This window comes from Streptomyces sp. 549, from assembly GCF_030124175.1.
In the GTDB taxonomy this organism is placed as follows: domain Bacteria; phylum Actinomycetota; class Actinomycetes; order Streptomycetales; family Streptomycetaceae; genus Streptomyces.
Genome location: NZ_JASKMT010000001.1, coordinates 254,344 through 277,827 on the forward strand (window position 1 = coordinate 254,344; position 23,484 = coordinate 277,827).

Sequence of the window (23,484 nt, forward strand, 5' to 3'; positions counted from 1 at the left end):
GCCCCGGTGGTCAGTCAGGCGTGGCGGGCTGTTCCAGGGCCCAGTCGCGGGCCACCTCCGCGGTGTGCACGCCGGGCAGGGCGGGCCCGGAGCGCACCCGGGTGGGGGTGGCGGAGAAGCGCGGCGCGGGCGCCGGCTGGGTGATGCCCTCATGGGTCAGATAGGTGCCGCGGGCGGCAAGGTGCGGGTGGTGCGGCGCCTCGCTCAGAGACAGCACCGGAGCCACACAGGCGTCGCTGCCCTCGAAGACCCGCGTCCAGTGGGAGCGGGTCGCGGAGGCGAAGCGGTCCGCGACGGCCTCGCGCAGCGCGCCCCAGGCGGCGAGGTCGTGCTGCTCGGGCGGCTGGCGGAGCCCGAGCAGGCGCACGAACTCCGCGTAGAACCGGTCCTCCAGCGCGCCGACCGCCATGTGGCCGCCGTCCGAGGTCTCGTAGACGCCGTAGAAGGGGCAGCCGCCGTCGAGCAGGTTGGCGCCGCGCCGGTCCTGCCAACTGCCTGCCGCGAGCATGCCGTGGATCATCGCGGTGAGGTGGCTGGTGCCGTCCACGATGGCCGCGTCCACCACCTGGCCGCTGCCGTGCAGAGCGGCGTGCCGCAGTGCGGCGAGCACGCCCACGACGAGGTAGAGCGAGCCGCCGGCGTAGTCGCCGAGCAGGTTGGCCGGGACCGAGGGCGGGCCGTCGGCGGGGCCGATCATCCCCAGCGCTCCGGTCACGGCGGTGTAGCCGATGTCGTGCCCGGCACTTGCGGCGAGCGGGCCGTCCTGGCCCCAACCCGTCATCCGGCCGTAGACCAGGGCCGGGTTGCGGTCGAGGCACGGCTCGGGGCCCACCCCGAGGCGCTCCGCGACGCCGGGGCGCCAGCCCTCGATGAGCACGTCGGCCCGCTCCGCCAGGTCGAGCACGCGGGCGGCACCGCCGGGCGCCTTGAGGTCGACGAGCACGGACCGCTTGCCGCGGTTGGTGACGTCGCACCGAGGGTCGATGCCCAGCCCGGCGCCGCCGGGGCGCTCCACGCGCACCACGTCGGCCCCCAGATCGGCGAGGAGCATGCCGGCGAACGGGCCCGGGCCGATGCCCGCCAGCTCGACCACCCGCAGCCCCGCGAGCGGCCCGGAGGCGCGTGCGCCCGCCGCCGTCGTCCGATCCGTCATGCGATCCCCGCCCGTGTGACACAACTGATGTAACACCAATGATGCTAAGAACGAGTTCTGCTTTCCACAAGCCCCCTCAGGAGTGCATTACCCGACGGTACGGTGGGTGCACCGGTGACGGTCCGCACCAGCGGCCTCATCGGACCGCAGCGACCCGCAGCGACCCGCAGCGACCCGCAGCGACCGCAGCACCCGGAGACGGGCCCTTCGTCGACGGCGTCCCTTGTCCCCGCACGAGGAGCAGGTGTGTCCCGAACCCACGATCTTGTCCTCTTCGGCGCCACCGGCTTCACCGGGCGCCTCACCGCCGAGTACCTGGCCGCCCACGCCCCGGCGGACTGCCGCTGGGCACTGGCCGGACGCAGCATGGAGAAGCTGGAGGACGTGCGCAGGAGGCTCGCAGCGATCCGGCCCGAGTGCGCCGAACTGCCGCTGCTGTGCGTGGACGCCTCGGACGGCCCGGCGCTGCGCCGCCTGGCCGCCGACACGCGGGTGGTGGCCACCACCGTCGGCCCGTACCGGCAGTACGGCGGGCCGCTGGTGGCGGCCTGCGCGGAGGAGGGCACCGACTACGCCGATCTCACCGGGGAGCCGGAGTTCGTCGACACGGTCTACCTGCGGCACCACGAGCGGGCACGCCAGACGGGCGCCCGCCTCGTGCACGCCTGCGGTTTTGACGCGGTGCCGCACGACCTCGGGGTGCTGTACACCGTGCGGCACCTGCCGGAGGGTGTACCGCTGCGCGTCGACGGCCACGTCAGGGCCCAGGGCACGTTCTCCGGCGGCACGCTCGCGTCGGCCCTGGACGCCTTCAGCCGCGGGCCGCAGACCGCTCGGGCCGCGAAGGCCCGACGGCGGGCCGAGCAGCAGCCCGAGGGGCGGCGCCTGTCCTCCGCGCCGGGCCCGCTGCGCCGGGTCGGTGTCCTGCGGTCCTGGGCGGTGCCGCTGCCCACCATCGATCCGCGCATCGTGATCCGCTCGGCAGCCGCACTCGACCGCTACGGCCCCGACTTCCACTACCGCCACGCGGCGGCGGTACGCCGCCTGCCGGTGGCGCTGGCCGGATCGGCCGCGGTGGCCGCCGTGGCGGCGCTCGCCCAACTCCCGGCGGCACGCCGGGCGCTCTCAGGCCGGCTGCCCGCCGGGCAGGGGCCGGACGCGGAGCAGCGGGCCCGGAACTGGTTCTGGGTGCGTTTCATCGGCGAGGGCGGTGGGCGGCGGGTGTACACCGAGGTGTCCGGCGGTGACCCCGGGTACGGGGAGACGGCGAAGATGCTGGCCGAGTCGGCGCTGTGCCTGGCCTTCGACGACCTGCCCGCCACCGCCGGCCAGGTGACCACGGCGGTCGCCATGGGCGACGCGCTCACCGCCAGGCTGCAGCGGGCCGGTGTGCGTTTCCGCCTGGTGCGTACGGAGGATCAGCCGGCGAGTACCCAGCCGCCGACCACATAGACGGTCGCGGCCAGCCAGCTCAGTGCCAGCAGTCCGGCGAGGGTGAGGCAGGCGGCCATCCGTCGGTTCGTCGTGTCCATGCCCCGACTCTGCCCCGTTGCCGGGGCGGCCGGCATCGGTGCGGGTACTCAGTCGGCGTACTCAGTCGGTGTACTCCGCAAGGGTCAGGCGGCACAGGCGGTCGGCGTGCCGGGTGGTCTCGGGCTGGCGGTGCTCGCGGGCCAGCCGCAGGGTGTGGGCGCAGGCGGTGTCGAGCGTGGTGCGGTGCCCGACGGAGACGTAGACCGGCTTCGCCCCGGTCCGGGTCCGCAGCGCCGCGCCGACGGTCTCCTCCGTCCCGTCCGGCCCACCGTCCGTGAGCGGCGTGCGGGAGCCGCGTTCGGCGGCCGGCGGGGCGTGCCGGAATCGGAAGGGGTTCTTGGCGACGCCGATCGCGGGCAGGCCGGTGAGCACTCCCAGGTGGCAGGCCAGACCGAACCGCCGGGGGTGGGCGAGGCCGTAGCCGTCGCACACCACCAGGTCGGGGGTGTGCCGGAGCGCAGCCAACGCGTCCAGCACGGCGGGGAGTTCACGGAAGGCCAGCAGACCGGGAACATACGGGAACGGCACCGGTCCGGCGGCGGTCGCCTGCTCGACCACCTCCAGCGTGCCGCCGTCCAGCAGCACGGCCGCCGCAGCGACCACCCCGCGGTTGTCGTCGTAGGCCACGTCCACGCCCGCCAGCAGGGTTCCGGCCGCACCCACGGGCGGGCCGGTGTCCTCCACCCGTACCAGCGGGCGCAACCGCTGCTGCACGGCGACGGCTTCGGCTTCGCCGCGCGGGGTGAGGTGCCGGGGCAGGTCTTCGGGGAGCCGCACGCACCCACGCTATCCGCTCCCGTCAGTCCGCCCCGGCCCGGGTGCGCCGACGCCGGATCCAGCCGTCGGCAGGCGGACCGCACGGGACGGCGGTCGGCAGGCAGGTCCGCGCAGGGCGGGGCGGCGGGTCGGGACGCGGGCACAATGACGGGATGGACAGTGCCACCACCCGGGCGTGGACGGCTCTCGGCGCCACAGGGCCCGCGTCGGCCACCGGGCCACCGCTCGGCCCGGTCGAGCGCTGCGGAACTCCCGGGTTGCCCGCACGACTGCCGGTCGCGGGGCTGGCCCGGACATGTGTGACGGTGTGCGCGCTGGCCGCGGCCGAGTTCCACCGGCCCGGCGCCGCGGTGCGGGTGGACGACGACACGATCGCCACGGCGTTCACCAGCGAGCGGCACCTGCGGGTCGACGGGCGCGCACCCACCACGTTCGCGCCGCTGTCCCGGTTCTGGGCGACGTCCGACGGATGGCTGCGCACCCACGCCAACTACCCGCACCACCGGGCCAGGTTGCTCGCATCGCTCGGCGTGCCCGACACCGGCGACGAGGAGGCTGCGGTCGCCGCGGTGGGTGCCGCACTCGCCGGCCGGCACGGCCGGGAGGTGGAGGAGGAGGTGCAGGCGGCCGGCGGCCTCGCGGTGGCCGTACGGGACCGCGCCGAGTGGGCGGCCTCGCCCCAGGGTGCGGCGGCGGCGACACGCCCGCTGCCGGAGCTCACCCGCCTGGACGACGCGGTCGGCGACGAGGTGCCGCCGCAACCGTCGGGGCTGCGGGTTCTGGACCTGACCCGGGTGATCGCCGGACCGGTGGCGACCAGGACCCTGGCACTGCTGGGGGCCGACGTGCTGCGTGTCGACGCGCCCCGGCTTCCGGAGAGCGAGGGAGCACACGCCGACACGGGCTTCGGCAAACGGTCCACACAGCTGGATCTCGGACGGCACGCCGACCGCGCGGAGTTCGAGGACCTGCTGCGGCAGGCACATGTGATCGTCACCGGCTACCGGCCGGGCGCACTGGACCGGTTCGGGCTCGCCCCGCGGGAGCTGGCGGCGCGGCGGCCCGGTCTGGTGGTGGCGCGGCTCGACGCGTGGGGCACGACCGGGCCGTGGGCGGACCGGCGGGGGTTCGACAGCCTGGTGCAGGCCGCGACCGGCATCGCGCTCGTGGAGGGCGACGGGGGCCGGCCGGGCGCGCTGCCCGCGCAGGCGCTGGACCACGGCACCGGCTACCTGCTGGCCGCGGGCGTGCTGCGCGCGCTCACCGCCAGGCGCCTGGCCGCCCCGGGCAGCCGCCTGATCCAGGCCTCGCTTGCCGGCACCGCCTCATGGCTGCTGGACGGAGTACCACCGGACACCGCCCTTGACGTGCCGCGGGAGCCGGCCGAAGCAGGGCGGCGGCACCGGCTACGGCAGCGGGACAGCGCTCTGGGCCTGCTGCGGTACGCGCCTTCACCGGTGCGCTACGTGGGAGGCCCCGACGACTGGCCCCGGCCACCGGGACCCCTGGGCGCGGACCGACCGGTCTGGGAGGCCGGCACACCGGGCGCCTGACGTCCGGGGGCAGCACGTCGAAGCCGGGCGCACTGACGAGGCGCCAGCCGGACCGTTGGGGCGCGCGAGTCCGACCCCGCGGACGGCTCTCTCGACCGGGCAGTCCAAGTCGCGGTGTGGGTGGCGGAGTTGCGGGCACACGGGGTTATGGGCCGGCCCACCACAGGGTCGAGCCGCAGGGTGATCGTCCCCGAAGGAGTGGCAGATGACGACGCAGCACGGCAACCAGCCGACCGGACAGCAGCCCCACGGCGCACCGCAGAGCGCGTCGACCGGCAACATGTTGAGCATCATCGCGATGGTGCTGGGCGTGATCGCGCTCATCTTCCTGCCGATCATCTTCGGCCCGATCGGCATCGTGCTGGCCATCATCGCCAAGATGGTCCGGCACGAGCGGCTCGCCACAGCCGCCATCGTGGTCAGTGCCGTCGGCCTGGTCGGCGGCATGGTCCTCGGCGCCGTGGTCAACAGCAGGTGATCTGAACCCGCCGCTACCGCCTCGGCCGGTGGCCGCGCCCCTACTCACCGGGGGCGCGGCCACCGGCCGAGATGCCGTTGGCCTAACATCCGGGGCGGGGCCCACGCGCCCCGGACAGGGGGCCTCGTGCGGCAGACCATCTCACGGCCGGTGTTCCGGCGCCTTGCGGGCGGCATTGCGGCCTGCCTCACGCTGACGGCCAGCTCGGGGTGCTCGGTCCCGGTCGATGGCGTCGCGGGCATCTCCGTGACCTCCGACGGCCACCTGCTCGGCGTCATGATGGTCTGCGGTCATCGGATCGACGGCGCGACCCTCTACGTCGACAGCGGCGACGTGGACAAGGCCGTGACGGTCGGGGCATGGTCGGCCGACCGCCCTATCAGTCCCGGCCTCACCACCTGGACCCTTGATCCACCGTCCGCCGGCTGGACCGCCGACACACCTCTCACTCCGCTCACCGCCACGACCACCTACACCCTCTACGGCTGGACGAGGGACAACTCGTGGTCGGCGAGGAGCGTGTCCTTCGCCCCCGCTGACCTGGAAACCCTCACCCCGGGAATGGTCCGCTACCACGCCTTCTCCGACACCGGCGAGGAAACCACGGCCACCGTGACCACGGCGGAGTTCGAGGCCAGAGCCTGCGCGCACACCTGAGGCCTCGACACCTCCCGTTCAGGTTGGATCGCGCCCGTCCCTGCGGCCTGGGCGGCGAGACAGCGACAGCGCGACGGGATACACGGCCGCGGACCACGGTTGCGGCATGAGCTTCTGCGCCCCCTGCCAGAGCGGCGAGCAGGACCCGACTCAGGAGAAGCCACAACCGCCCGGCGAGGGCCTTGGGCACGGCAGCCAACCGGCGACCGAACCCTTCCCACGCCGCAGCCATGGCCGCACCCCACCCCCAGCCGCGATGCCCGATCCCGGCACGCGCCTCCACTCCCGGGGTAGCTGAGCAAGCGCTTAGTAAGGCATGGTGTACCCAGCCCGTCCACTGACTCGCGAATGGGGACCGCACCATGGCGAAGCCGTCCTTCCTGCTCTCCCGGCGTGATCTCGACTTCCTGCTGCACACCTGGCTGGACACGGACGCGTTGATCGAGCGTTCCCGCTACGCGGAGCACTCACGGGAGACCGTCGACGGCGTGCTGGACCTGAGCGAGCAGCTGGCGGAGCGCTGGTTCGCCCCGCACAACAAGCGCAGCGACCAGGAGGAGCCGCAGTTCGACGGCGAGAAGGTCGTGATGATCCCCGACGTGAAGGAGGCCCTGGACGCCTTCGCCGCGTCCGACCTGCTGGCCGCGTCCATGGACGCCGAGCTGGGCGGGATGCAACTGCCGCACGTGGTGTCCACGGCGTGCTTCGCCTACTTCCAGGCCGCGAACATCGGTACCTCCGCCTATCCGTTCCTCACGCTGGGCAACGCCAACCTGCTGTGCGCGCACGGCACGCCCGAGCAGGTGGACACCTTCGTGCGGCCGATGCTGGCCGGGCGCTTCCTGGGCACGATGTGCCTCTCCGAGCCGCAGGCCGGCTCCTCACTCGCCGACGTGGCGACCCGCGCCGAGCCCCGGCCGGACGGCGGTTACCGGCTGTTCGGCAACAAGATGTGGATCTCCGGCGGGGACCACGAACTGGCAGAGAACATCGTCCACCTCGTACTGGCCCGCATCCCCGGGAGCCCGCCCGGCGTCCGCGGACTGTCCCTCTTCGTGGTACCCAAGCACCTGGTCCAGGCCGACGGCACACTCGGTGAACGCAACGACGTGGTGCTGGCCGGGCTCAACCACAAGATGGGCTATCGCGGCACCACCAACACGCTGCTCAACTTCGGTGAGGGACAGCACCGGCCGGGCGGCGAACCGGGCGCCGTCGGCCAGCTCGTGGGCGAGGCGAACCGCGGGCTGTCGTACATGTTCCACATGATGAACGAGGCACGCATCGGCGTGGGCGCGGGAGCGGCGGCGCTCGGCTGCACCGCCTACCTGAAGTCCCTGGACTACGCGCGGACCAGGCAGCAGGGCCGTCCCGTCGCGGACCGCGACCCCGCCGCGCCGCCCGTGCCGATCGTCGAGCACGCCGACGTGCGCCGCATGCTGTTGGCCCAGAAGTCCTACAGCGAGGGCGCGTTGGCCCTGATCCTGTACTGCGCGCGGCTGGTCGACGAGCAGCGGTCCGCCCCGACCGAGCAGGACCGGGCCCGTGCGGGGAAGTTGCTGGACGTGCTGACACCGATCGCGAAGAGCTGGCCGTCGCAGTGGTGTGTGACGGCGAACGACCTGGCTGTGCAGGTCCACGGCGGTTACGGATACACCCGCGAGTACGACGTGGAGCAGCACTACCGCGACAACCGGCTGAACCCGATCCACGAGGGCACGCACGGCATCCAGGGCGTCGACCTGCTGGGCCGCCGGGCCGTGGCTGACGGCGGCGCGGGGCTGGCGGCGCTCGGCGAGGAGGTCGAGGCGACCGCGTCCCGGGCGGTGGCCTGGGGCGGCGGGTTCGCCGCGCACGGGGAGGAGTTGCGCGCGGCCTGGCGGCGGGTGCCGGAGGTGACCGCGGCTGCCTGGTCGACGGGCGACCCCACGCGCGCGCTGGCCAACGCCTCCGCCTATCTGGAGGCGGTGGGCCATGTGGTGCTCGCCTGGATCTGGCTGGACATGGCGCTGGCCACCGGGGAGGCCGACGACGCCTTCCACCGCGGGAAGCGCCAGGCCTGCCACTACTTCTTCCGCTATGAACTACCGAAGACCGAGCAGCAGTTCACGCTGGTGGCGGCGCTGGACCGTACCGTGCTCGACACCGACCCCGACTGGCTCTGACGGCCCAACGCCCGTGACCGGACCGCTGTCGGACGGTCACCGGCCGAGTGGCGCACGCCGGATGGACCCGGTCCGTCCGGCGGGGCGTCCGGGTCCGGACGGGCCGGGGCGGCGACGGACGGCGAGCAGCCCTGCCGCGGTGGCCAGCGGCACGAAGAGCAGGCCGAGAACCAGCGCGACCGGCCAGGACCTGTCCAGGACACCGTGCTGGAACCACGTCATGACACCGCCCAGGACAAGGCCGGTGCCGATCATTCGCATGCGTAGTGCGCCGTGAGACATACGGTCCGGGTACCCGCCGGCCACGCATCTATGGACGTCACCCGGCTCCCGCCCCGTCCCGCCACGGAGGGGCAGCCCGGGCGGCGGTCAGCCGGGCAGCGGCGCGGTGTGCGCCGGGCAGGTGAGCGTGCGGTCGTGGCCGACGTCCCGCAGTGCACCGGTCAGGGTCAGCGGGACCCGGTGCCGGATGTCTGCACTGGAGGCGCCCAGCAGCAGTTCCACGGCGCCTGGTTCGACGACCCGCCGATCCGCACTGAGGCTGTACGCCGTGAGGTCGGCGTGGAAGGCGAAGCAGACCTCTGCGGCCTGCCCCGGTTCCAGCGCCACCCGGGCGTAGCCGATCAGGCGCCGCACCGGGCGGACGGTGAGCGCCACCGGGTCGTGCAGGTAGAGCTGGACCACCTCGGTACCCGGCCGTGATCCGGTGTTGCGCACGGTGACCCGTATCCGGGTGCCGCCGTCGACGGGTACCTCCGGGGTGTCGGCGGACGCGGACCCCCAGGCGAAGGTGGTGTAGGACAGGCCGTGCCCGAAGGGGTGCAGCGGGGTCGGGTCGATGCTGCTGGCGTCACCGGCGAGGCCGAGCGGCGGCTGCAGGTAGGTCCACGGCTGGCCGCCCGGCCGGCGCGGCACGCTCACCGGGAGGCGGCCGGACGGCTCGACCCTTCCGGTGAGCACACCCGCGACGGCCGGTCCGCCCTCCTCCCCGGGGAAGAACGCCTGCACCGCGGCGGCCAGCCGGTCCGCCCAGCGGCCCAGCGCGTAGGGCCGTCCGGTGAGCAGGACCAGGACCACGGGCACCCCGGTGTCGGCGAGCAGGTCGTCCAGCCAGTCGGCCTGGCCGTCGGGCAGCGTCAGGTCCTCCGCGTCGCAGCCCTCGCCCGAGGTGCCGCGGCCGAACAGGCCGGAGCGGTCGCCGACCACGGCGACCACCAGGTCGGCGTCCGCCACGTCGTCCGTGAGGCGTTCCGAGGGGAGTTCGGCGCGCAGGGCGGTCAGCAGTCCGGGCACGTGCACGCCCATCGGCAGGTCGGGGTGCTCGACGCCGACGTGCCGGGGGAAGGTGTAGCAGCCGAGCATGCCGGCCGGGTCGTCGGCGAACGGCCCGGTCACGGCCACCCGGGCGGTCTCCGCCAGCGGCAGCACGCCGTCGCGGTTGGTGAGGACGACCACCGACTCCTCGGCCAGCCGCCGGGCCAGGGCGCGCGCGCCGGGCGGGTCCAGGTCCACGGGGCCGCCCTTCCACCCGGTGGCCGCGCCCTCGCCGTCGAGCAGGCCCAGTTCGGCCTTCTGGCGCAGGACACGTTCGGCTGCGCGGTCGACGAGCCGCTCGGGAACGTCGCCCGAACGGACGGCCTTCAGCAGCGGTTCGCCGAAGCAGCGGCGGGCGGGCAGCTCCACGTCCACCCCCGCGGCCAGCGCGAGGGCCGCGGCGTGGGCGGGCGACTCGGCGACGCGGTGGCTGAGTTCGAGGAAGGAGACGCCGAAGTAGTCGGCGACGACGGTGCCGGTGAACCCCCAGCGGTCGCGCAGCAGGCCGGTGAGCAGTTCGGTGTGCGCGGCGGCGGGGATGCCGTCCAGGTCGTTGTAGGCGTGCATGACCGAGCGGGCACCGCCGTCGCGCAGCGCCATCTCGAAGGGCGGCAGGACCACGTCGGCCAGCTCGCGCGGCCCGATCTCCACGGGGGCGTGGTTGCGGGCGCCGCGGGAGGCGGCGTAGCCCGCGAAGTGCTTGAGCGTGGCTACGACGCCCGTCGACTCCAGACCCGCGACGTAGGCGGTGCCGATGGTTCCGACCAGATAGGGGTCCTCGCCGATGGTCTCCTCGGTGCGTCCCCAGCGCGGGTCGCGCACCACGTCCAGCACGGGTGACAGCCCCTGGTGCACGCCCACGGACCGCATCGTGGTGCCGATCGCGGCGGCGCACTCCCGCACCAGTCCCGGGTCGAACGACGCGCCCCAGGCCAGGGGGGTGGGGAAGACGGTGGCCTGCCAGGCGGTGAAGCCGGTCAGGCACTCCTCGTGGGCGAGCGCCGGAATCCCGAACCGGTTGGCGTCGGCCGTCCGCTGCTGGAGCCTGGCGAGCGCCCGTGCGCCCTCGGCTGGTTCCACCGGCAGGGTGCCGAAGGGCCGGGTGAGCTGGCCCAGGCCGATGGGCAGCAGGGCGTCCGGGTCGGCGGCGGTGGTGATCTCGTGCTGGAGCGGGGCGACGTCCTCGGTACCGGCGTCGGAACCGGGCCAGACGCCGGAGAGCTGGGCGAGTTTCTCCTCCAGGCTCATCCGGGTGAGCAGGTCGGCCGCGCGTTCCTCGGGTGTCCGGGTCGGGTCCTGCCAGGGGTGGGGCATGGGTCTCCTAAGGGTGCGGCGGGTTGTCGTCGGGCGGTTCAGCGCCCGCCGACGCCCATGAGTCCGCTGACCAGTTGGCGTCGGGCGAAGAGGTACACCACGAAGATCGGCACGATGGACAGCACCACGGCGGCGAGCAGCGCGGGGATGTCGACCCGGAACTCGCCGACGTAGTCGTACAGGCCGAGGGTCAGCACCCGGCTGCTGCGGGACTGGGTGAGGATCAGCGGGAAGAGGAAGTTGTTCCACGCCTGGAGCGCGGAGAAGACGGCGACGGTGGCGATGCCGGCCCGGGACAGCGGCAGGACGAGTCGCAGCAGCACCCGCAGCTGTCCTGCTCCCTCCAGCGTCATCGACTCGTACAGCTCCTCGTCGATGTCGCGCATCGTGCCGGAGAGGATGAGCACGCTCACCGGCAGCGCGAACGCCGCGGTGGGCAGCACGATCGCCCACAGGCTGTCGTAGAGGTGGAGTTGGGTGATGAGCAGGTACACCGGGATGATCACGGCCTGGGCGGGGATGGCGAGTCCGAGCAGGAAGAACCGGAACACCTGCTGCGAGGAGCGGTTGAGGGTGCGGACCACGGTGTAGCCGACGCTGACCGCGAGAACCACCACCAGCGCGGCGCAACCAGCGGTCACCAGAGCGGTGTTGAGCAGGTACGTCAGGAAGTCGCTGGCCAGCACCCGCCGGTAGTTGTCCAGGGTGGGTTCGGTCGGCAGCGACAGCGGGCCGTGGTCGAAGTAGGCGTCGCGCTCCTGGAAGGTGGACGCGACGAGCACGTACAGCGGCAGCCCGACGACGACCAGCCAGAGTCCGGCGGCGACACCGGCGGGCAGGTTGTGGCGGCGCCGCGGGGCACCGGGCGGCCGGGTCACATGCCCTCCCTTGTGCTGCGCATGGCGCTGAAGCCGGTGAGCCGGACCAGGACCAGGGACACGGCCGTGGCGACGCCGACCAGGGTGGTGGCGACGGCGCTGGCGTAGCCCATGTCGTAGGCCTGGAAACCGGTCTTGTACATGAGGTAGGGCACGATGGTGGTGTCCGTTCCGGGTCCGCCCTCGGTGAGGATGAGCACGGTGTCGAAGAAGGTGAGCGCGCCGACCACCATCAGCACCGAGGAGGTGACGAGGGTGTTGCGCAGCTGCGGCAAGGTGATCGCGAAGAACTGCCGTACGGTGCCGGCCCCGTCGATGGCGGCGGCGTCGTAGAGCGAGCGCGGGATCTGCCGGGCGCCGCCCTGGTAGAGCAGGGTGTGGAACGGGATGAACTGCCAGGCGGCGACGAACGCGACGGCGGCGAACGCGCCGCGCGAGCTGCCCAGCAGGTTGCCGTCGCCGAAGCCGATCCACGGCCCGATCTCCGCGATGAGGCCGAAGTTGGGGTCGAGCAGCGACTTCCACAGCAGCGCCAGGGCGACGGACGAGGCGAGCAGGGGCAGGAAGAAGACCGCGGTGAGCACGGCCCGGTGGCGCTGCCGTCCGGCCGCCCACACGCCGAGCAGCAGAGCCACGGGGGTCTGCACGAGCCAGCTGACGGCGGTGAGCGCGAGGCTCAGCCCGACGGCCTGGCGCATCGTGGGGTCGCCCCACAGGCGTTCCCAGTTCTGCGTGCCGCTCCAGCCGGGGAAGCCGCCGAGGCCGTCCCAGTCGGTGAAGGAGAGATAGCCGACGAGCAGCATGGGGCCGACGGCGAAGAGCAGGAAGAACAGCACGCCGGGGGCCGCCCAGAGCACGCTCGGGCGGCCCGCGCGGACGGCGGCGGCGGTGGAGCGCTGCTTCACTTGCCTGCCTTCATGGCGTCGACGAAGGCCTGCGGCTCGAGCTGTCCGTTGAACAGTTTCTGGATGTTGTCGAGCATCGGGGCGGCCTGGCGGCTGGGCAGGGCCTGGTCCCAGGAGAGGGTGAAGGCGGGGGCGTCGGTGACCATCGTGTACTGGAAGCGGGCGTACTCGGGTGCGCTGTGCTTGCCGAGCAGCTTCTCCGCACCCGCCGTGGCCGGGACGTCCCCGTTGTCGACCAGCTGCTCCGCGTACCAGTCGGTGCCGGCGAGCCGCAGGAACTCAAGGGCCGCCTCGCGGCGTTCGCCGGTCACCCGGGAGTTGACCGACCAGTAGTTGGTCGGGTTGCCGACGACGTTGGCCGGGTCCCCGGTGCCGCCGGGCACCTCGGGGAAGGTGGACCAGCCCAGGCCCTTCTCGGCGAACTCCGGCTGGTTGGCCTTCTGGTTGGAGTACTCCCAGCTGCCCATCAGGTGCATGGCCGCGCGGCCTTTGGCGAAGAGAGTGGAGGCGCCGTCGGCGGTGTAGTTGACGGACTTGTAGTTGGTGCCGAACGCCCCCCGGTCCACCAGTTCCCTGACCAGTCCGGCGGCCTTGAGGACCGCCGGGTCGTCCCAGGCGCCGGAGTCGCCGTCCTGGATGCGCCGGAAGACCTCGTCACCGCCGGTGCGGTCCAGCAGGTACTCCAGCCACATCAGTTCGGTCCAGGCGTCGGAGCCGGCCAGCGCGAACGGGGTGACGCCCTCGTCCTTGAAGGTGTCGACCAGGTCCAGCAGGTCCTGCCACGAAGTGGGCGGCTCCGCCCCGGCCTTGTCGAAGACCTCCTTGTTGTGGAACAGCACCACGGGCTGCATGCCGCGCATCGGGGTGCCGTAGTAACGGCCCTCGACACGACCGGAGTCCAGGATGGACGGCACGAACGCCTGCTTGAGCTTGCTGTCCTTCTCCAGCACCGGGGTGAGATCGACGAGCATGTCCTTGGCCACGAAGTCGCTGATGCTGCCGCCGCCCCAGTTGAAGAAGACGTCAGGCGCGTTGGGCGTGCCCATCGCGCTGCGCATCTTGTCCTGGTAGCCCTCGCCGGGCACCTCGACAAGCTTCGCCTTGATGTCGGACGTCTCGTTGAAGCGCTCGACTGCCTTGCGCTGCACGGCCGTCGAGGCGTCCTGGTAGACCCACACCTCCAGGTCCCCGGCGGACTCCTCACCCGGTCCGCCGCTGCCGCAGGCGCCGAGGGTCGCGACGGCCATCACCGCGGCGGCCGTCCAGGTGAGCACGGTACGGCGGGTCCGCCGGCCGCGTGTTGGCGAGTGAGGACTCCGCACTGCTCTCTGCATGGCACACCTTCCGGAAGCTTTCCGATAACTCTCGGTCTGATGCGTGGAAGTTACGGAGCCGAGGCGGACGTGTCAACGGCTCTGACAAAAAGCGGCCCCCGCCACCCGGCCCATTACGGCCCCACTCCGGGTGATGTAAAGAAACCTTGACATCGTGTCTGCTCTGCTTTACTTTCCGAGTGTCAAGTTTGTTTTACATGGGAGATGTGATGGCAGCTGAGGAGAAGCGGGCGTGGATCATGCTCGCGGTGACGGTCGCCGCCTACGCGGCGTACCTCGCGGTGGTCCTGGGCGGGGCGGCGGGTGGCCCACTGGCCGAGGCGTCCTACGCGGCGGCGCTGCTGTGGACGATCGGCGCGTCGGTCGCCGCGGCGATCGTGCTGAACGTGGTGCTCGGTGTGGACTCACCCGCCCGGACCGAGCGGCCGGACGAACGCGACCGGGAGATCCACCGGTTCGGCGAGTACACCGGGCAGTCGATGCTCGTGGTCGGCGGGATCGCCGGGCTGGTCCTGGCGATGGCCGAGGTGGCGCACTTCTGGATCGCCAACGCTCTCTTCCTCGCCTTCGTGCTCTCCGCGGTCACCGGCGCGACCGCGAAGGTCGCCGCCTACCGCCAGGGCTCCCCGACGTGCTGAAACCGACCCGCGTCACCAACTCCATCAAGGCCCTCCGCTTCACCCACGGCGGCATGACCCAGGCCGAGCTGGCCGAACGGGTCGGCGTGACCCGGCAGACCGTGATCGCCGTCGAGCGGGGCCGCTACTCGCCCTCACTGGAGATGGCCTTCCAGATCGCCGGCGTGTTCGGCGTGCCGCTCACCGACGTGTTCCACTACCCCGACAGCGAGGAAGACGCCCGATGAGAGCCATCGTGCAGGACAGTTACGGAACCGCCGACGTCCTACGGTTGTGCGAGGTGGAGCGGCCCGAGCCCGGGGACGGCGAGGTGCTGCTTCGGGTCGCCGCCGCGGGTGTCGACCCCGGCGTGGTGCACCTGATGACCGGCCTGCCCTATCCGCTGCGCCTGGCCGGCTACGGACTGCGCCGGCCCCGCACCCGCCCCGGTATGGACGTCGCCGGGCGCGTCGAGGCGGTCGGCGCGGGCGTCACCCGGTTCCGGCCGGGCGACGAGGTGTTCGGCATCGGCAAGGGCACCTTCGCCGAGTACGCGTGCGCCGAACAGGGCAAACTCGCCATCAGACCACCGTCGTTGACACCCGCGCAGGCCGCGGCGCTGGCGATCTCCGGCCTCACCGCCCTGCAGGGCGTACGTGACAAGGGAGGGGCGTGCGACGGCCGTCGGGTGCTGGTCGTCGGTGCGGCGGGCGGCGTCGGCAGCTACGCGGTGCAGATCGCCAAGGCGCTCGGCGCGGAGGTCACCGGCGTGTGCAGCACCGACGCGACGGACCTCGTCGCCTCGCTGGGCGCGGACCACGTCGTCGACCGCACCCGCGAGGACTTCACGGCCTCCGGCCGTCGCCACGACACGATCGTGGACACCGCGAGCGCGCTCCCGCTGGGTCGGCTGCGCCGCGTCCTCACCCCGAGGGGCACGCTGGTCATCGTCGGGGCCGAGGGCGGCGGGCGGTGGCTGGGCGGCCTGGACCGGCAGCTCAGGGCGCTGCTGCTGAACCCGCTTGTCGGGCAGCGGCTGTGCCCGCTCGTCTCCTCCGAGAACAGCGCCGACCTGGAAGCCCTCAGCGCGCTCGTCGAGGCCGGCAGCCTGCGCCCGGTCATCGAGCGGACCTACGCGCTCGACGACGCGGCGGACGCCGTCCGCCAGGTGGCGCGGGGCCGGGCCCGCGGCAAGGTGGTGCTGACCGTGTAGGGCCCCTGCCACCGCCCCCGCCCTCAGCGGCGGGGCGGCGCGGTGCTGGACCGAACGACCAGTTCGGTGGCGAGTTCGACCCGCGGCGAGTCGATCTCCTCGCCCCCGGCCAGCCGCAGCACCGTGCGCGCCGCCACCTTGCCCATCTCCACCAGAGGTTGCCGGACCGTGGTGAGCGGCGGCGCCGACCAGCGCACCTCGGGCAGGTCGTCGAATCCGACGATGCTCACGTCCTCCGGAACCCGCATGCCGCGCCGCCGCAGCGCCTCGATGGCGCCCAGCGCCATCTGGTCGCTGGAGGCGAAGATCGCGGTGGGCGGCTCGTCGAGGTCCATCAGGCGTCCGCAGCCGACGAACCCGGACTCGTGGTAGAAGTCGCCGTCCACCACCAGCCGGTCGTCCACCGCCGTGCCGGCCGCCTCCAGTGCGGCCCGGTAGCCGTCCAGCCGGGCCCGGCTGCACAGCAGCCGGGCCGGACCGGCGACGAACCCGATACGCCGGTGGCCCAGTCGCAGCAGGTGCTCGGTGGCCGCCATGCCGCCGGCCCAGTTGGTCGCGCCCACCGTGGGCGCGGCCAGCAGCGGCGCCCCGGCCGGGTCCACCACGACCAGCGGTACGCCCAGGCGGTGCAGTTCCTCGTGCAGCACGGGTTCCAGCACCGACGTCACCAGGATCACCCCGCCGGACGCCCTGGCCCGCAGGTTCCGCATCCAGGTGCGGGCCGAGCCCTCCCGGTCGTGGATGGCCGAGACGACCGTGCCGCAGCCGGCGTTGTGCGTGGTCTCCTCCACCCCGCGGATGATCTCCACCGCCCACGGGCTGTCGAGGTCGTTGAACACCAGGTCGATCAGCGCCGCCCGGTCGGCGGTGGCCGGTGAGCGGCGCCGGTAGCCGTGCCGCTGCAGCAGTTCCTCGACCCGGGCGCGCGTCGCCGGCGCGACGTCGGTCCGGTTGTTCACCACACGCGAGACCGTGGGCACCGAGACCCCGGCCTCCTGGGCGATCGCCGCGATGGTGACCCGCTGCTCGGCTGCCTGCTCGACCGTGCCGCCCGTCCCGCCGTCTGCCATGCGCTGCTGCCTCTTTCCGTGTGCCTCGACCGCTGTCCGGCCCTGCCCGCTCCCCCGCCGGCCGTCCGCGTCAACCACACAGGTGGCTGGCGGGTCCCGGCACGGGAAGCGCTCCCGGACCGGACGAGTCTCCCCCAGGACCGGAACTTCTCGCCATTCTTCCGGAAGGACGGCCGTACCGGCAGCCGCCCCGGCCGGGCGCGCCGTGGAACCGCTGCCCGCGCCACGGAACCGCTGCCCGCGCCCGGCCCGGAACCGGCTCAGCCCAGTTCCCCGCGGCCCCCGTCACCGTGCAGCCGACCGTGGCCGCTGCGGCCCGGCAGGTTGCCGGGCCCGTCCTCTCGCCCGCGCTTCCCCGAGCCGCCGAGCGGCTTGCGTTCGACGCTCACCCCGCCCCAGAAGGCGAAGCCGGTCACCCGGACACGCACCGCCCCGGGAACGCCGTCGCCGGTCGCCGACTGGTCGAAGCCGCCCATGATCCCGATGCCCTCCACGACGACCTCGGCGTCCTCCGGCACGAGGACCTCCACCCCGCCCATGACGGCGGTCGCACGGATGACGATCTCCCGGTCCTCGAAGCGGGCCTGCCGCAGGTCGATCGACGCGCCGCCCCAGAAGGCCAGGCAGGTGAAGGCCCGGGGCGCCGTCCAGCGCCCCTTGCGGACGAAGCCGCTCATGACGGCCACCCCGCCCCTGGAGGAAGCCGTGCCACCGAATCGGTCCGCCCAGGCGGCGGTGCCGCTCCGTACCGGCGACCGCTCGGCGGGGGCGGCCGGGCCGGCCGGAACCGTGCCGGACGGGGGCAGGTCCCGCACCAGCGGCGTCAACTCGCCGCGGGTCCGCGCGCCGTAGACCGCCTCCAGGCGCTCCTCGAATTCAGCGGTGTTGAGGCGCCCTTCGGCGAAGGCCTCCCGCAACGCCTCCGCCACCTGATCACGTTCGGCGTCCGAGGCCCGCATCTCGGGCAGCTCACTCGTCATGCGGGAAGACTACGCAGCGCGCCCCTTCGCTGCGAACCCCGTGTCGCGCGGCATGCGCTAGCCTCGTCGCACAGCCCGGCCACGGGACCGGACCGCACAGGGGGGAGGCAGCCGTGTCCGCACCGGCACGCAGGCTCGCCGCCCTCACCGCGCACATTCTCGTGCTGCTCCTCCTGCTCACCGACGTGCTCGTCGGCCCGGTGGGCCTGGCCGGAGCCGTCGCGCTGGCCGCCGCGGCACTGGCGGCCCTGCCGCTGCTGTGCGCGGCACTCGCCGGGCACCGGGCGGCTGCGAACGTCCCGGCCCGGGTACGGACCACGCTGCGGGACCGCGCGGTCCGCTGTGCCTTCCTCCCCCAGCGCGACCCGGACGCGGCGGGCCGTCCCCGCCCGCGTGCTCCCGGACTCCGCCTCCCGGCGGTCGCGTAACCGCACCGGCCCGCTCCGGCGAGCGATCCGCTCGCCGCCCGGCCGGTCCGCGCACCCGCGCGACTCGCCGCACCGCTCCCGACCCCCGGAACCCACCCTTCCGGCTGGACACGCGTTGTGCGGAGGACCGACCATGTCCGTTCTTGATTCCCTGAGTGCGCTGCTGACGCACCTCTCCGACCTGCTGAGGCCGCTGTTCGGCGGCTCGGCGACGGCTGCCGCCGTGGTCGCCATGACCCTCGCGGTGCGGCTGCTGCTGCATCCCCTGGCCCGGGCGGCGGCCCGCGGCGAACGCGCCCGGGCAGCGCTGGCACCCCAGCTGGCGAAGATCCACGACCGGCACCGCGGCGATCCGCAGCGCATACAGCGCGCGACGGCCGCGCTCTACGCCGAGTCCGGCTCCTCACCACTGGCGGGGTGCCTGCCGACGCTGCTGCAACTCCCGGTGTTCCTGGTGCTCTACCAGCTGTTCACCCGCGACGGATCGGAGCTGCTGGACCACACGCTGCTCGGCGCGCCGCTCGGGGACGGCTTCGCGGCGGCTCTCGCCGACGGGGGCCTGCTGGGCCCGGCGGGCCTCGTCCATCTGGCCCTGTTCGCCGTGCTCGCCGCCGTCGGCACCTGGTCGTTCCTCCAGGCCCGGCGCCGGGCGCGGCTGACGGGCACGCAGCCGCAGGGTGTGCTGCGGCTGCTGCCGCTGCTGTCGTACGGGACCATGGTGACGGCCGCCGTGGTACCGCTGGCCGCCGGTCTCTACCTGGCCACCAGCACCGCCTGGACCACGGCCGAACGGGCGCTGCTGCTGTGACGGCGCGCGGCGCGGCGGGCCCTCGGGGCCGGCGGCAGGGGCCCGGTCCGGTTGCTCAGGTGCCGGCGCGCAGCAGCGGCTCGGCGAGCGCGACCACACCGATCCCGCAGGCCAGCACCGCGGTGGCCAGCCGGGTGCGGCCGCGCCGGCTCAGCACCAGCGCCGTTCCGGAGAGCACCAGCGCCACACCGTAGAGACCGACGGTCAGCAGGGAGGGTTCCAGGGCGAGGCGCACCACCATCACCACCGCGACCGCGGCCGTCACGACCGCAGCGGCGACCGCACGGACGAGCCGTGCCTGACGTGGCGTCAGCGCCGACCGCCGGCCCGGTTGGCGCGGGGATGTCGTTGGTTCCTCACCGAGTGCCGTCATGGCTCTGGAGCGTAATCCGTCGCCCTTCGGCCCGGTGCGGCGGCCCGACCTCCGCGCCGGGCCAGGTCACGGCGCCCTGCACCGCCCCGGCCAGCGCCCGCCGGTCGGGGTGGCTGCCGCTCGGCAGGGCGGGCAGCACGCTCACCTCGGCGACGAGTCCGCGCGCGGACACCACACGCCGCACGGAGGCCGCGAGCGTGTCCTCGCCGACGAACGCGGCGACGGTGGTGGGGAGGGGCGGGCCGCACAGCACGGCGGAGACCGTGGTGGGGGCCGTCGAGAGCAGTCGGTAGCGGATGCGGACCGGCTGCACGGCCGTCCCGGCGTCCAGCGCCGCCTGGAACACGGCCGGGCGGAACCGGCCCAGTCCGCGTCCGCACCAGGTGCCCGCCTCGGGAAAGGCGACCACCGTGGAGCCGTCCCGCAGCGCCGCGGACAGTTCGGACACGGTGTGCGGCAGGGCGCGCAGGCGCTCACGGTCGATGAACAGGGTGCCGCCGAGGCGCGCCAGCGAGCCGAGCACCGGGTAGCGGGACACCTCGGCCTTGGCCAGGGTTCGGCCCGGTTTGACGGCGGCGAGCAGCGGCACGTCCAGCCAGGAGATGTGGTTGGCGACGACCAGCACCGGCCCGGGTGCCGCACTGCCGGTCAGGTGGACCCGCACCCCCAGGGCCGTCGTCAACGTGAGGACCCAGCGCCGCACCAGGTGTTCCCGTCGGATGGACGGCAGGCGCCGGACGAAGGGGACGGCGAGCACGCCGCAGAGCAGCACGGCCAGGGCCGCGACGAGCCGGAGCGCCTGCCGGCAGGCCCCCACGGTGGGTACTTCGGCGGGCAGGCAGCGCTCGGTGGTGCAGGGCGCCGCGGGCAGCCAGGGCGGGCGGCCGGTCATCAGGCGGGCACGAGGGAGAGGAAGTGGCGCAGGTACCGGGCGTGGATGTCCCTGAGCGAGAGCAGGACGTAGAAGTCGGCAACGCCGAACTCGGGGTCGTGGGCGGGCTCACCGCACACCTTGGCGCCCAGCCGCAGGTATCCGCGCAGCAGCGGCGGCAGTTCGGTGCGCGGCCCGTCGGCGGCCGGCTGCGCGGACTGCCAAGGGGTGCGCGGGGTGACGCGCAGGTGCGCGGGGGCGAGGTGGCGTTCGGCGACCCGGGCACGCACGCCCTGGGCGAGGAGCCCGCCGTCGGCGAGCGGCACCGAGCAGCAGCCGGCCAGCCAGTTGTGGCCGGTGCGGGTGAGGTAGCGGGCGATGCCCGCCCACATCAGGGCGATGACGGCGCCGTCGCGGTGGTCGGGGTGGACGCAGGAGCGCCCCAGCTCGACCAGGTCGGGGTGCAGGTCGCGGTGTGCCGTCAGGTCGAACTCGGTCTCCGCGTAGAGGCGTCCGGCGACTCGGGCCCGCTCGGGCGGCAGCAGCCGGTAGGTGCCGACGACCTGGCCGGTGCTGCTCTCCCGAACCAGCAGGTGGTCGCAGTAGGCGTCGAAGGCGTCGGTGTCCAGGCCGGGCTCGGGCCCGGTGAGCAGGGCGCCGAGTTCACCGGCGAACACGTCGTGGCGCAGCCGCTGGGCGGCGCGGACCTCGCTCTCGCTGCGGGCGAGGGAGACGGTGTAGCGGGCGGCGGGCACGCTCGGGCGGGCAGCGGGCGGCGCGGAGACGAGGGCGGAGACAGGGGCGGGGGCCGGGGCGGGAACGGGGGTGGGTGCGGGTGCCAGGGGCGTCGTCACGGTGTTCTCCTGTTCGCGGCTGGAGCTGGGTCCCGGCGGTGGCCGGGGGCCTGCACCCCTTTCTTGTCCGGGCCCGCTGGACGTGACGTGACCGCGGAGGGGAGGCCGGATGTGCGATGCCTTAACAGGTGCCGCAGGGGCGCCGCAGCAGGCGCCGCGCCCGGCTTCGCCGGGCCGGGCCGGGCGGGTGGGCCGTCCACGGCGGTGTGCGCGGTACGGCCCGCGGTGGTCCGCCCCGTGCCGGTCCGCCGGACGGACCGGTCGGGGGGACGCGCTCTGCCCAGCGCGGCGGTGACTTGGCACAATCTGCGGCGGGATCGGTCACGGCGGACGGGGAGAGGCAGATGGCGCGCACGGACTTCACCGTCGAGGTGAGCGGAACGTCGGGCTCGCACGCGGGGCTGTGGCCGGAGGGCGAGTGCTTCATCCTGCTTCCCGACGGCGAGCACCGCGCGGAGGCCGCGCTGACCCGGGTGTCGCTGGTCAAGGCGGACGCCCCGCTGGGGCCGGCCCGCTGGACGGCGGCGGCCCCGCAAACCACCGTTGCCGAGGTCGAGCAGCGCACCGAGACCCTGGGCACCGAGCACGAGGACCACCCGGTGCTGGTGCTGCACGACCCAGCCGCGTTGGACGAGGTGTGGTGCGCGGTCCGGCCGGAGCCCGCGCCTGCGGGCGGTGAGCCCCGGCGGTTCACCGTGGTGGACGGCGAGGAGAGGCCGCTGTGCCACATCAGCCGAGGCCGGTCGGCGCTGACCCGCCGAGCGTACTGGCGGATCGACCCGGCCGACGGCAGCGCCCCTCTGACCGGGCACAAGGGCACGCTGCCGGGCTGGTTGGGCTTCGTGCTGCTGCTGCCGCTGTGGTGTGTGTTCTTCGTGGTGTCGCTACTCATCACCCTGGTCACGCTGGGCGACACCACGGAGTTGATCGTCTGGGGCTGCCCGCGCCGCACGGTGTGGCGGCGGCGCGGGGAGCGGCGGGCGGCTCTGGACTTCCGGTATCTGCGGGTGCAGTACCTGTGGCACGACGAACGCCTCGACCGCCGGGTGGCGTTCGCCCAGGCGACCCTGCACCAGTTCGCCAAGTACCGCGCCGGATAGGGCCCCTTCACCGTTCCGCGTCCCGCTGGTGATCACCCGTGCGCCGGCAGCCCACGAGGGTGCGGGACGGGGCGAGGGCGATGGGGCCGGTGAGCCGCTCCCCCGCCTCGTAGACCGTGTACTCCACGCCCCGGTCGGTGCCGAAACTCGGTGATGAGGATGTTGCCGCCGCTGCCCCTGTCGGTGTGGTGGACGACGTAGGTGCTGCCGTGCGGTACAGCAGTGCGGGCCGCTGAGGTTGACGACACCGACCTGCCGCGGGCGGACCAGCGGTTCCTGCGCGAAGGTCCACTCGCGGCCGTCGGCCGAGCGGCCCCACCGATGGAGCGCCTGCACGGTGCCGCCCGCTCGACCACCGCCGTCAAGAGGTGTGCGGCGCCCGGTCTCCGCGGGCTGAGAGCGTCGCCGCGCGGATGCCAGATCCGGTCTGGCGGACCGCGGACGCCGTCTGGCGCCTGTGGGGTGAGGCGGCGCTCAGGCCGCCGGGCAGGCCGGGAGGTAGCGATGACCGCACCGCAGACGCGGGCGCGTCCGGTGTCCGCGGACGGCAACGGCACCGCGCCGATCCGGACTGCCGTGATCATCGGCAGCACCCGGCAGGGCCGCCGGGGCGACCGCGTCGGCGGCTGGTTCGTCGAGCGGGCGGCCCGGCACGACGGCGTCGACCTGGACGTGGTGGACCTGGCCTGCTTCGACTTCCCCGGGCACTACCCCCGGGAGGCGACCGGACCGATGGCCGAGTTCACCAGCCGGGTGGCGCGGGCCGAGGCGTTCGTGGTGGTCACGCCCGAGTACAACCGGGGCTATCCGGCCTCGCTGAAGCAGGCCATCGACTACGCGTACGACGAGTGGCACGCCAAACCGGTGTGCTTCGTCTCCTACGGCCACCGCTCCGAAGGCCGGTACGCGGTGGAGCAGTTGCGCACCGTGTTCACCGAGCTTCACACCGTAACGCTGCGGAACAGCGTGAACGTGAACATCATGGATACGACGAGCGACGACGACGGGCCGGCGGTGGACTGCATGCTCGACCAGCTCACCTGGTGGGGCCTGGCACTGCGTGAGGCCCGCGCGGTCCGCCCGTACGTCGCATAGAGAGGGCTCATCTC

General features: G+C 73.6%; 25 protein-coding genes and 1 pseudogene. 12 read left to right on the forward strand and 14 right to left on the reverse strand.

Translation table 11 applies throughout. The features are described from left to right. Positions 1 to 10: 10 nt before the first annotated feature. A complete protein-coding gene (locus QNO07_RS01145; RefSeq protein ID WP_283989396.1) occupies positions 11 to 1,153 on the reverse strand; it encodes a CaiB/BaiF CoA transferase family protein in 1,143 nt (380 codons plus the stop codon). A gap of 246 nt (positions 1,154 to 1,399) precedes the next feature. On the opposite strand from QNO07_RS01145, the gene QNO07_RS01150 reads away from it, so the two are divergent. Next, complete coding sequence (locus QNO07_RS01150; protein ID WP_283989397.1) at positions 1,400 to 2,605, forward strand: saccharopine dehydrogenase family protein; 1,206 nt, start codon at positions 1,400 to 1,402, stop codon at positions 2,603 to 2,605. Here QNO07_RS01150 and QNO07_RS27640 read toward each other — a convergent pair. Continuing rightward, positions 2,572 to 2,685 (reverse strand): hypothetical protein, encoded by a 114-nt coding sequence (locus QNO07_RS27640; RefSeq protein ID WP_502961744.1) that lies wholly within the window; start codon positions 2,683 to 2,685, stop codon positions 2,572 to 2,574. The two genes, QNO07_RS01150 and QNO07_RS27640, sit on opposite strands and share 34 nt — an antisense overlap. Before the next feature lie 61 nt (positions 2,686 to 2,746). After that, on the reverse strand, positions 2,747 to 3,463 hold the full coding sequence (locus QNO07_RS01155) for an endonuclease V (RefSeq protein ID WP_283989398.1): 717 nt from the start codon (positions 3,461 to 3,463) through the stop codon (positions 2,747 to 2,749). Positions 3,464 to 3,615: 152 nt separating this feature from the next. On the opposite strand from QNO07_RS01155, the gene QNO07_RS01160 reads away from it, so the two are divergent. From QNO07_RS01160 to QNO07_RS01175, 4 genes are all read left to right on the forward strand, one after another. Continuing rightward, positions 3,616 to 5,016, forward strand: a complete 1,401-nt coding sequence (locus QNO07_RS01160; protein ID WP_283989399.1) for a CoA transferase — start codon at positions 3,616 to 3,618, stop codon at positions 5,014 to 5,016. 205 nt (positions 5,017 to 5,221) lie between these two features. After that, positions 5,222 to 5,494 carry a hypothetical protein gene (locus QNO07_RS01165; RefSeq protein WP_283989400.1) on the forward strand — a complete coding sequence of 91 codons (273 nt, stop codon included), beginning with the start codon at positions 5,222 to 5,224 and terminating at the stop codon, positions 5,492 to 5,494. Positions 5,495 to 5,620: 126 nt separating this feature from the next. Continuing rightward, positions 5,621 to 6,151, forward strand: a complete 531-nt coding sequence (locus QNO07_RS01170; RefSeq protein WP_283989402.1) for a hypothetical protein — start codon at positions 5,621 to 5,623, stop codon at positions 6,149 to 6,151. A 362-nt stretch (positions 6,152 to 6,513) separates the two neighbouring features. Continuing rightward, the gene (locus QNO07_RS01175; protein WP_283989403.1) at positions 6,514 to 8,316 is read left to right on the forward strand and encodes an acyl-CoA dehydrogenase; all 1,803 of its coding nucleotides are present in this window, start codon (positions 6,514 to 6,516) and stop codon (positions 8,314 to 8,316) included. Between the two features lie 36 nt (positions 8,317 to 8,352). On the opposite strand, the gene QNO07_RS01180 is transcribed toward QNO07_RS01175, so the two are convergent. The 5 genes from QNO07_RS01180 to QNO07_RS01200 form a co-directional block, all read right to left on the reverse strand. Next, positions 8,353 to 8,598 carry a hypothetical protein gene (locus QNO07_RS01180; RefSeq protein WP_283989404.1) on the reverse strand — a complete coding sequence of 82 codons (246 nt, stop codon included), beginning with the start codon at positions 8,596 to 8,598 and terminating at the stop codon, positions 8,353 to 8,355. A gap of 87 nt (positions 8,599 to 8,685) precedes the next feature. Next, the gene (locus QNO07_RS01185) at positions 8,686 to 10,944 is read right to left on the reverse strand and encodes a beta-xylosidase/alpha-l-arabinosidase (RefSeq protein ID WP_283989405.1); all 2,259 of its coding nucleotides are present in this window, start codon (positions 10,942 to 10,944) and stop codon (positions 8,686 to 8,688) included. Positions 10,945 to 10,982: 38 nt separating this feature from the next. Beyond that, a complete protein-coding gene (locus QNO07_RS01190) occupies positions 10,983 to 11,822 on the reverse strand; it encodes a carbohydrate ABC transporter permease (protein WP_283989406.1) in 840 nt (279 codons plus the stop codon). Continuing rightward, positions 11,819 to 12,727, reverse strand: a complete 909-nt coding sequence (locus QNO07_RS01195) for a carbohydrate ABC transporter permease (protein ID WP_283989407.1) — start codon at positions 12,725 to 12,727, stop codon at positions 11,819 to 11,821. The genes QNO07_RS01190 and QNO07_RS01195 overlap by 4 nt, the downstream gene beginning before the upstream one ends. Further along, a complete protein-coding gene (locus tag QNO07_RS01200) occupies positions 12,724 to 13,974 on the reverse strand; it encodes an extracellular solute-binding protein (RefSeq protein ID WP_502961751.1) in 1,251 nt (416 codons plus the stop codon). The genes QNO07_RS01195 and QNO07_RS01200 overlap by 4 nt, the downstream gene beginning before the upstream one ends. A gap of 296 nt (positions 13,975 to 14,270) precedes the next feature. Between QNO07_RS01200 and QNO07_RS01205 the strand changes: the two genes are divergently transcribed. The 3 genes from QNO07_RS01205 to QNO07_RS01215 are packed head-to-tail and all read left to right on the forward strand — an operon-like array spanning position 14,271 to position 15,891. Continuing rightward, complete coding sequence (locus QNO07_RS01205; RefSeq protein WP_283989411.1) at positions 14,271 to 14,699, forward strand: hypothetical protein; 429 nt, start codon at positions 14,271 to 14,273, stop codon at positions 14,697 to 14,699. Beyond that, entirely contained in the window at positions 14,600 to 14,926 is a 327-nt protein-coding gene (locus QNO07_RS01210; protein ID WP_283989599.1) for a helix-turn-helix transcriptional regulator, read from the forward strand. The genes QNO07_RS01205 and QNO07_RS01210 overlap by 100 nt, the downstream gene beginning before the upstream one ends. Then, a complete protein-coding gene (locus QNO07_RS01215; RefSeq protein WP_283989412.1) occupies positions 14,923 to 15,891 on the forward strand; it encodes an NAD(P)-dependent alcohol dehydrogenase in 969 nt (322 codons plus the stop codon). Before QNO07_RS01210 ends, QNO07_RS01215 begins: the two co-directional genes overlap by 4 nt. 23 nt (positions 15,892 to 15,914) lie before the next feature. Here the strand turns inward: QNO07_RS01215 and QNO07_RS01220 are convergent, their stop codons facing one another. Beyond that, positions 15,915 to 16,961, reverse strand: coding sequence for a LacI family DNA-binding transcriptional regulator (locus QNO07_RS01220; RefSeq protein ID WP_283989413.1), 1,047 nt, complete (start codon positions 16,959 to 16,961; stop codon positions 15,915 to 15,917). A gap of 260 nt (positions 16,962 to 17,221) precedes the next feature. Further along, positions 17,222 to 17,941, reverse strand: coding sequence for a DUF1707 SHOCT-like domain-containing protein (locus tag QNO07_RS01225; protein ID WP_283989414.1), 720 nt, complete (start codon positions 17,939 to 17,941; stop codon positions 17,222 to 17,224). 113 nt (positions 17,942 to 18,054) lie between these two features. Between QNO07_RS01225 and QNO07_RS01230 the strand changes: the two genes are divergently transcribed. Next, positions 18,055 to 18,369, forward strand: a complete 315-nt coding sequence (locus QNO07_RS01230) for a DUF6412 domain-containing protein (protein WP_283989416.1) — start codon at positions 18,055 to 18,057, stop codon at positions 18,367 to 18,369. Positions 18,370 to 18,502: 133 nt separating this feature from the next. Next, positions 18,503 to 19,177, forward strand: coding sequence for a YidC/Oxa1 family membrane protein insertase (locus QNO07_RS01235; RefSeq protein WP_283989417.1), 675 nt, complete (start codon positions 18,503 to 18,505; stop codon positions 19,175 to 19,177). Positions 19,178 to 19,232: 55 nt separating this feature from the next. Here QNO07_RS01235 and QNO07_RS01240 read toward each other — a convergent pair whose 3' ends face one another. From QNO07_RS01240 to QNO07_RS01250, 3 genes are all read right to left on the reverse strand, one after another. Next, complete coding sequence (locus QNO07_RS01240; protein WP_283989418.1) at positions 19,233 to 19,442, reverse strand: hypothetical protein; 210 nt, start codon at positions 19,440 to 19,442, stop codon at positions 19,233 to 19,235. A 91-nt stretch (positions 19,443 to 19,533) separates the two neighbouring features. Next, a complete protein-coding gene (locus QNO07_RS01245) occupies positions 19,534 to 20,442 on the reverse strand; it encodes a lysophospholipid acyltransferase family protein (RefSeq protein WP_283989419.1) in 909 nt (302 codons plus the stop codon). Next, entirely contained in the window at positions 20,442 to 21,176 is a 735-nt protein-coding gene (locus tag QNO07_RS01250) for a GNAT family N-acetyltransferase (RefSeq protein WP_283989600.1), read from the reverse strand. Before QNO07_RS01250 ends, QNO07_RS01245 begins: the two co-directional genes overlap by 1 nt. Before the next feature lie 443 nt (positions 21,177 to 21,619). On the opposite strand from QNO07_RS01250, the gene QNO07_RS01255 reads away from it, so the two are divergent. After that, entirely contained in the window at positions 21,620 to 22,375 is a 756-nt protein-coding gene (locus QNO07_RS01255; RefSeq protein WP_283989420.1) for a hypothetical protein, read from the forward strand. Between the two features lie 7 nt (positions 22,376 to 22,382). Here the strand turns inward: QNO07_RS01255 and QNO07_RS01260 are convergent. Continuing rightward, a pseudogene (locus QNO07_RS01260) lies at positions 22,383 to 22,693 on the reverse strand (hypothetical protein); the annotation flags it as partial. A gap of 186 nt (positions 22,694 to 22,879) precedes the next feature. Here QNO07_RS01260 and QNO07_RS01265 point away from each other — a divergent pair. Further along, complete coding sequence (locus QNO07_RS01265) at positions 22,880 to 23,470, forward strand: NADPH-dependent FMN reductase (RefSeq protein ID WP_283989422.1); 591 nt, start codon at positions 22,880 to 22,882, stop codon at positions 23,468 to 23,470. Positions 23,471 to 23,484 lie beyond the last annotated feature (14 nt).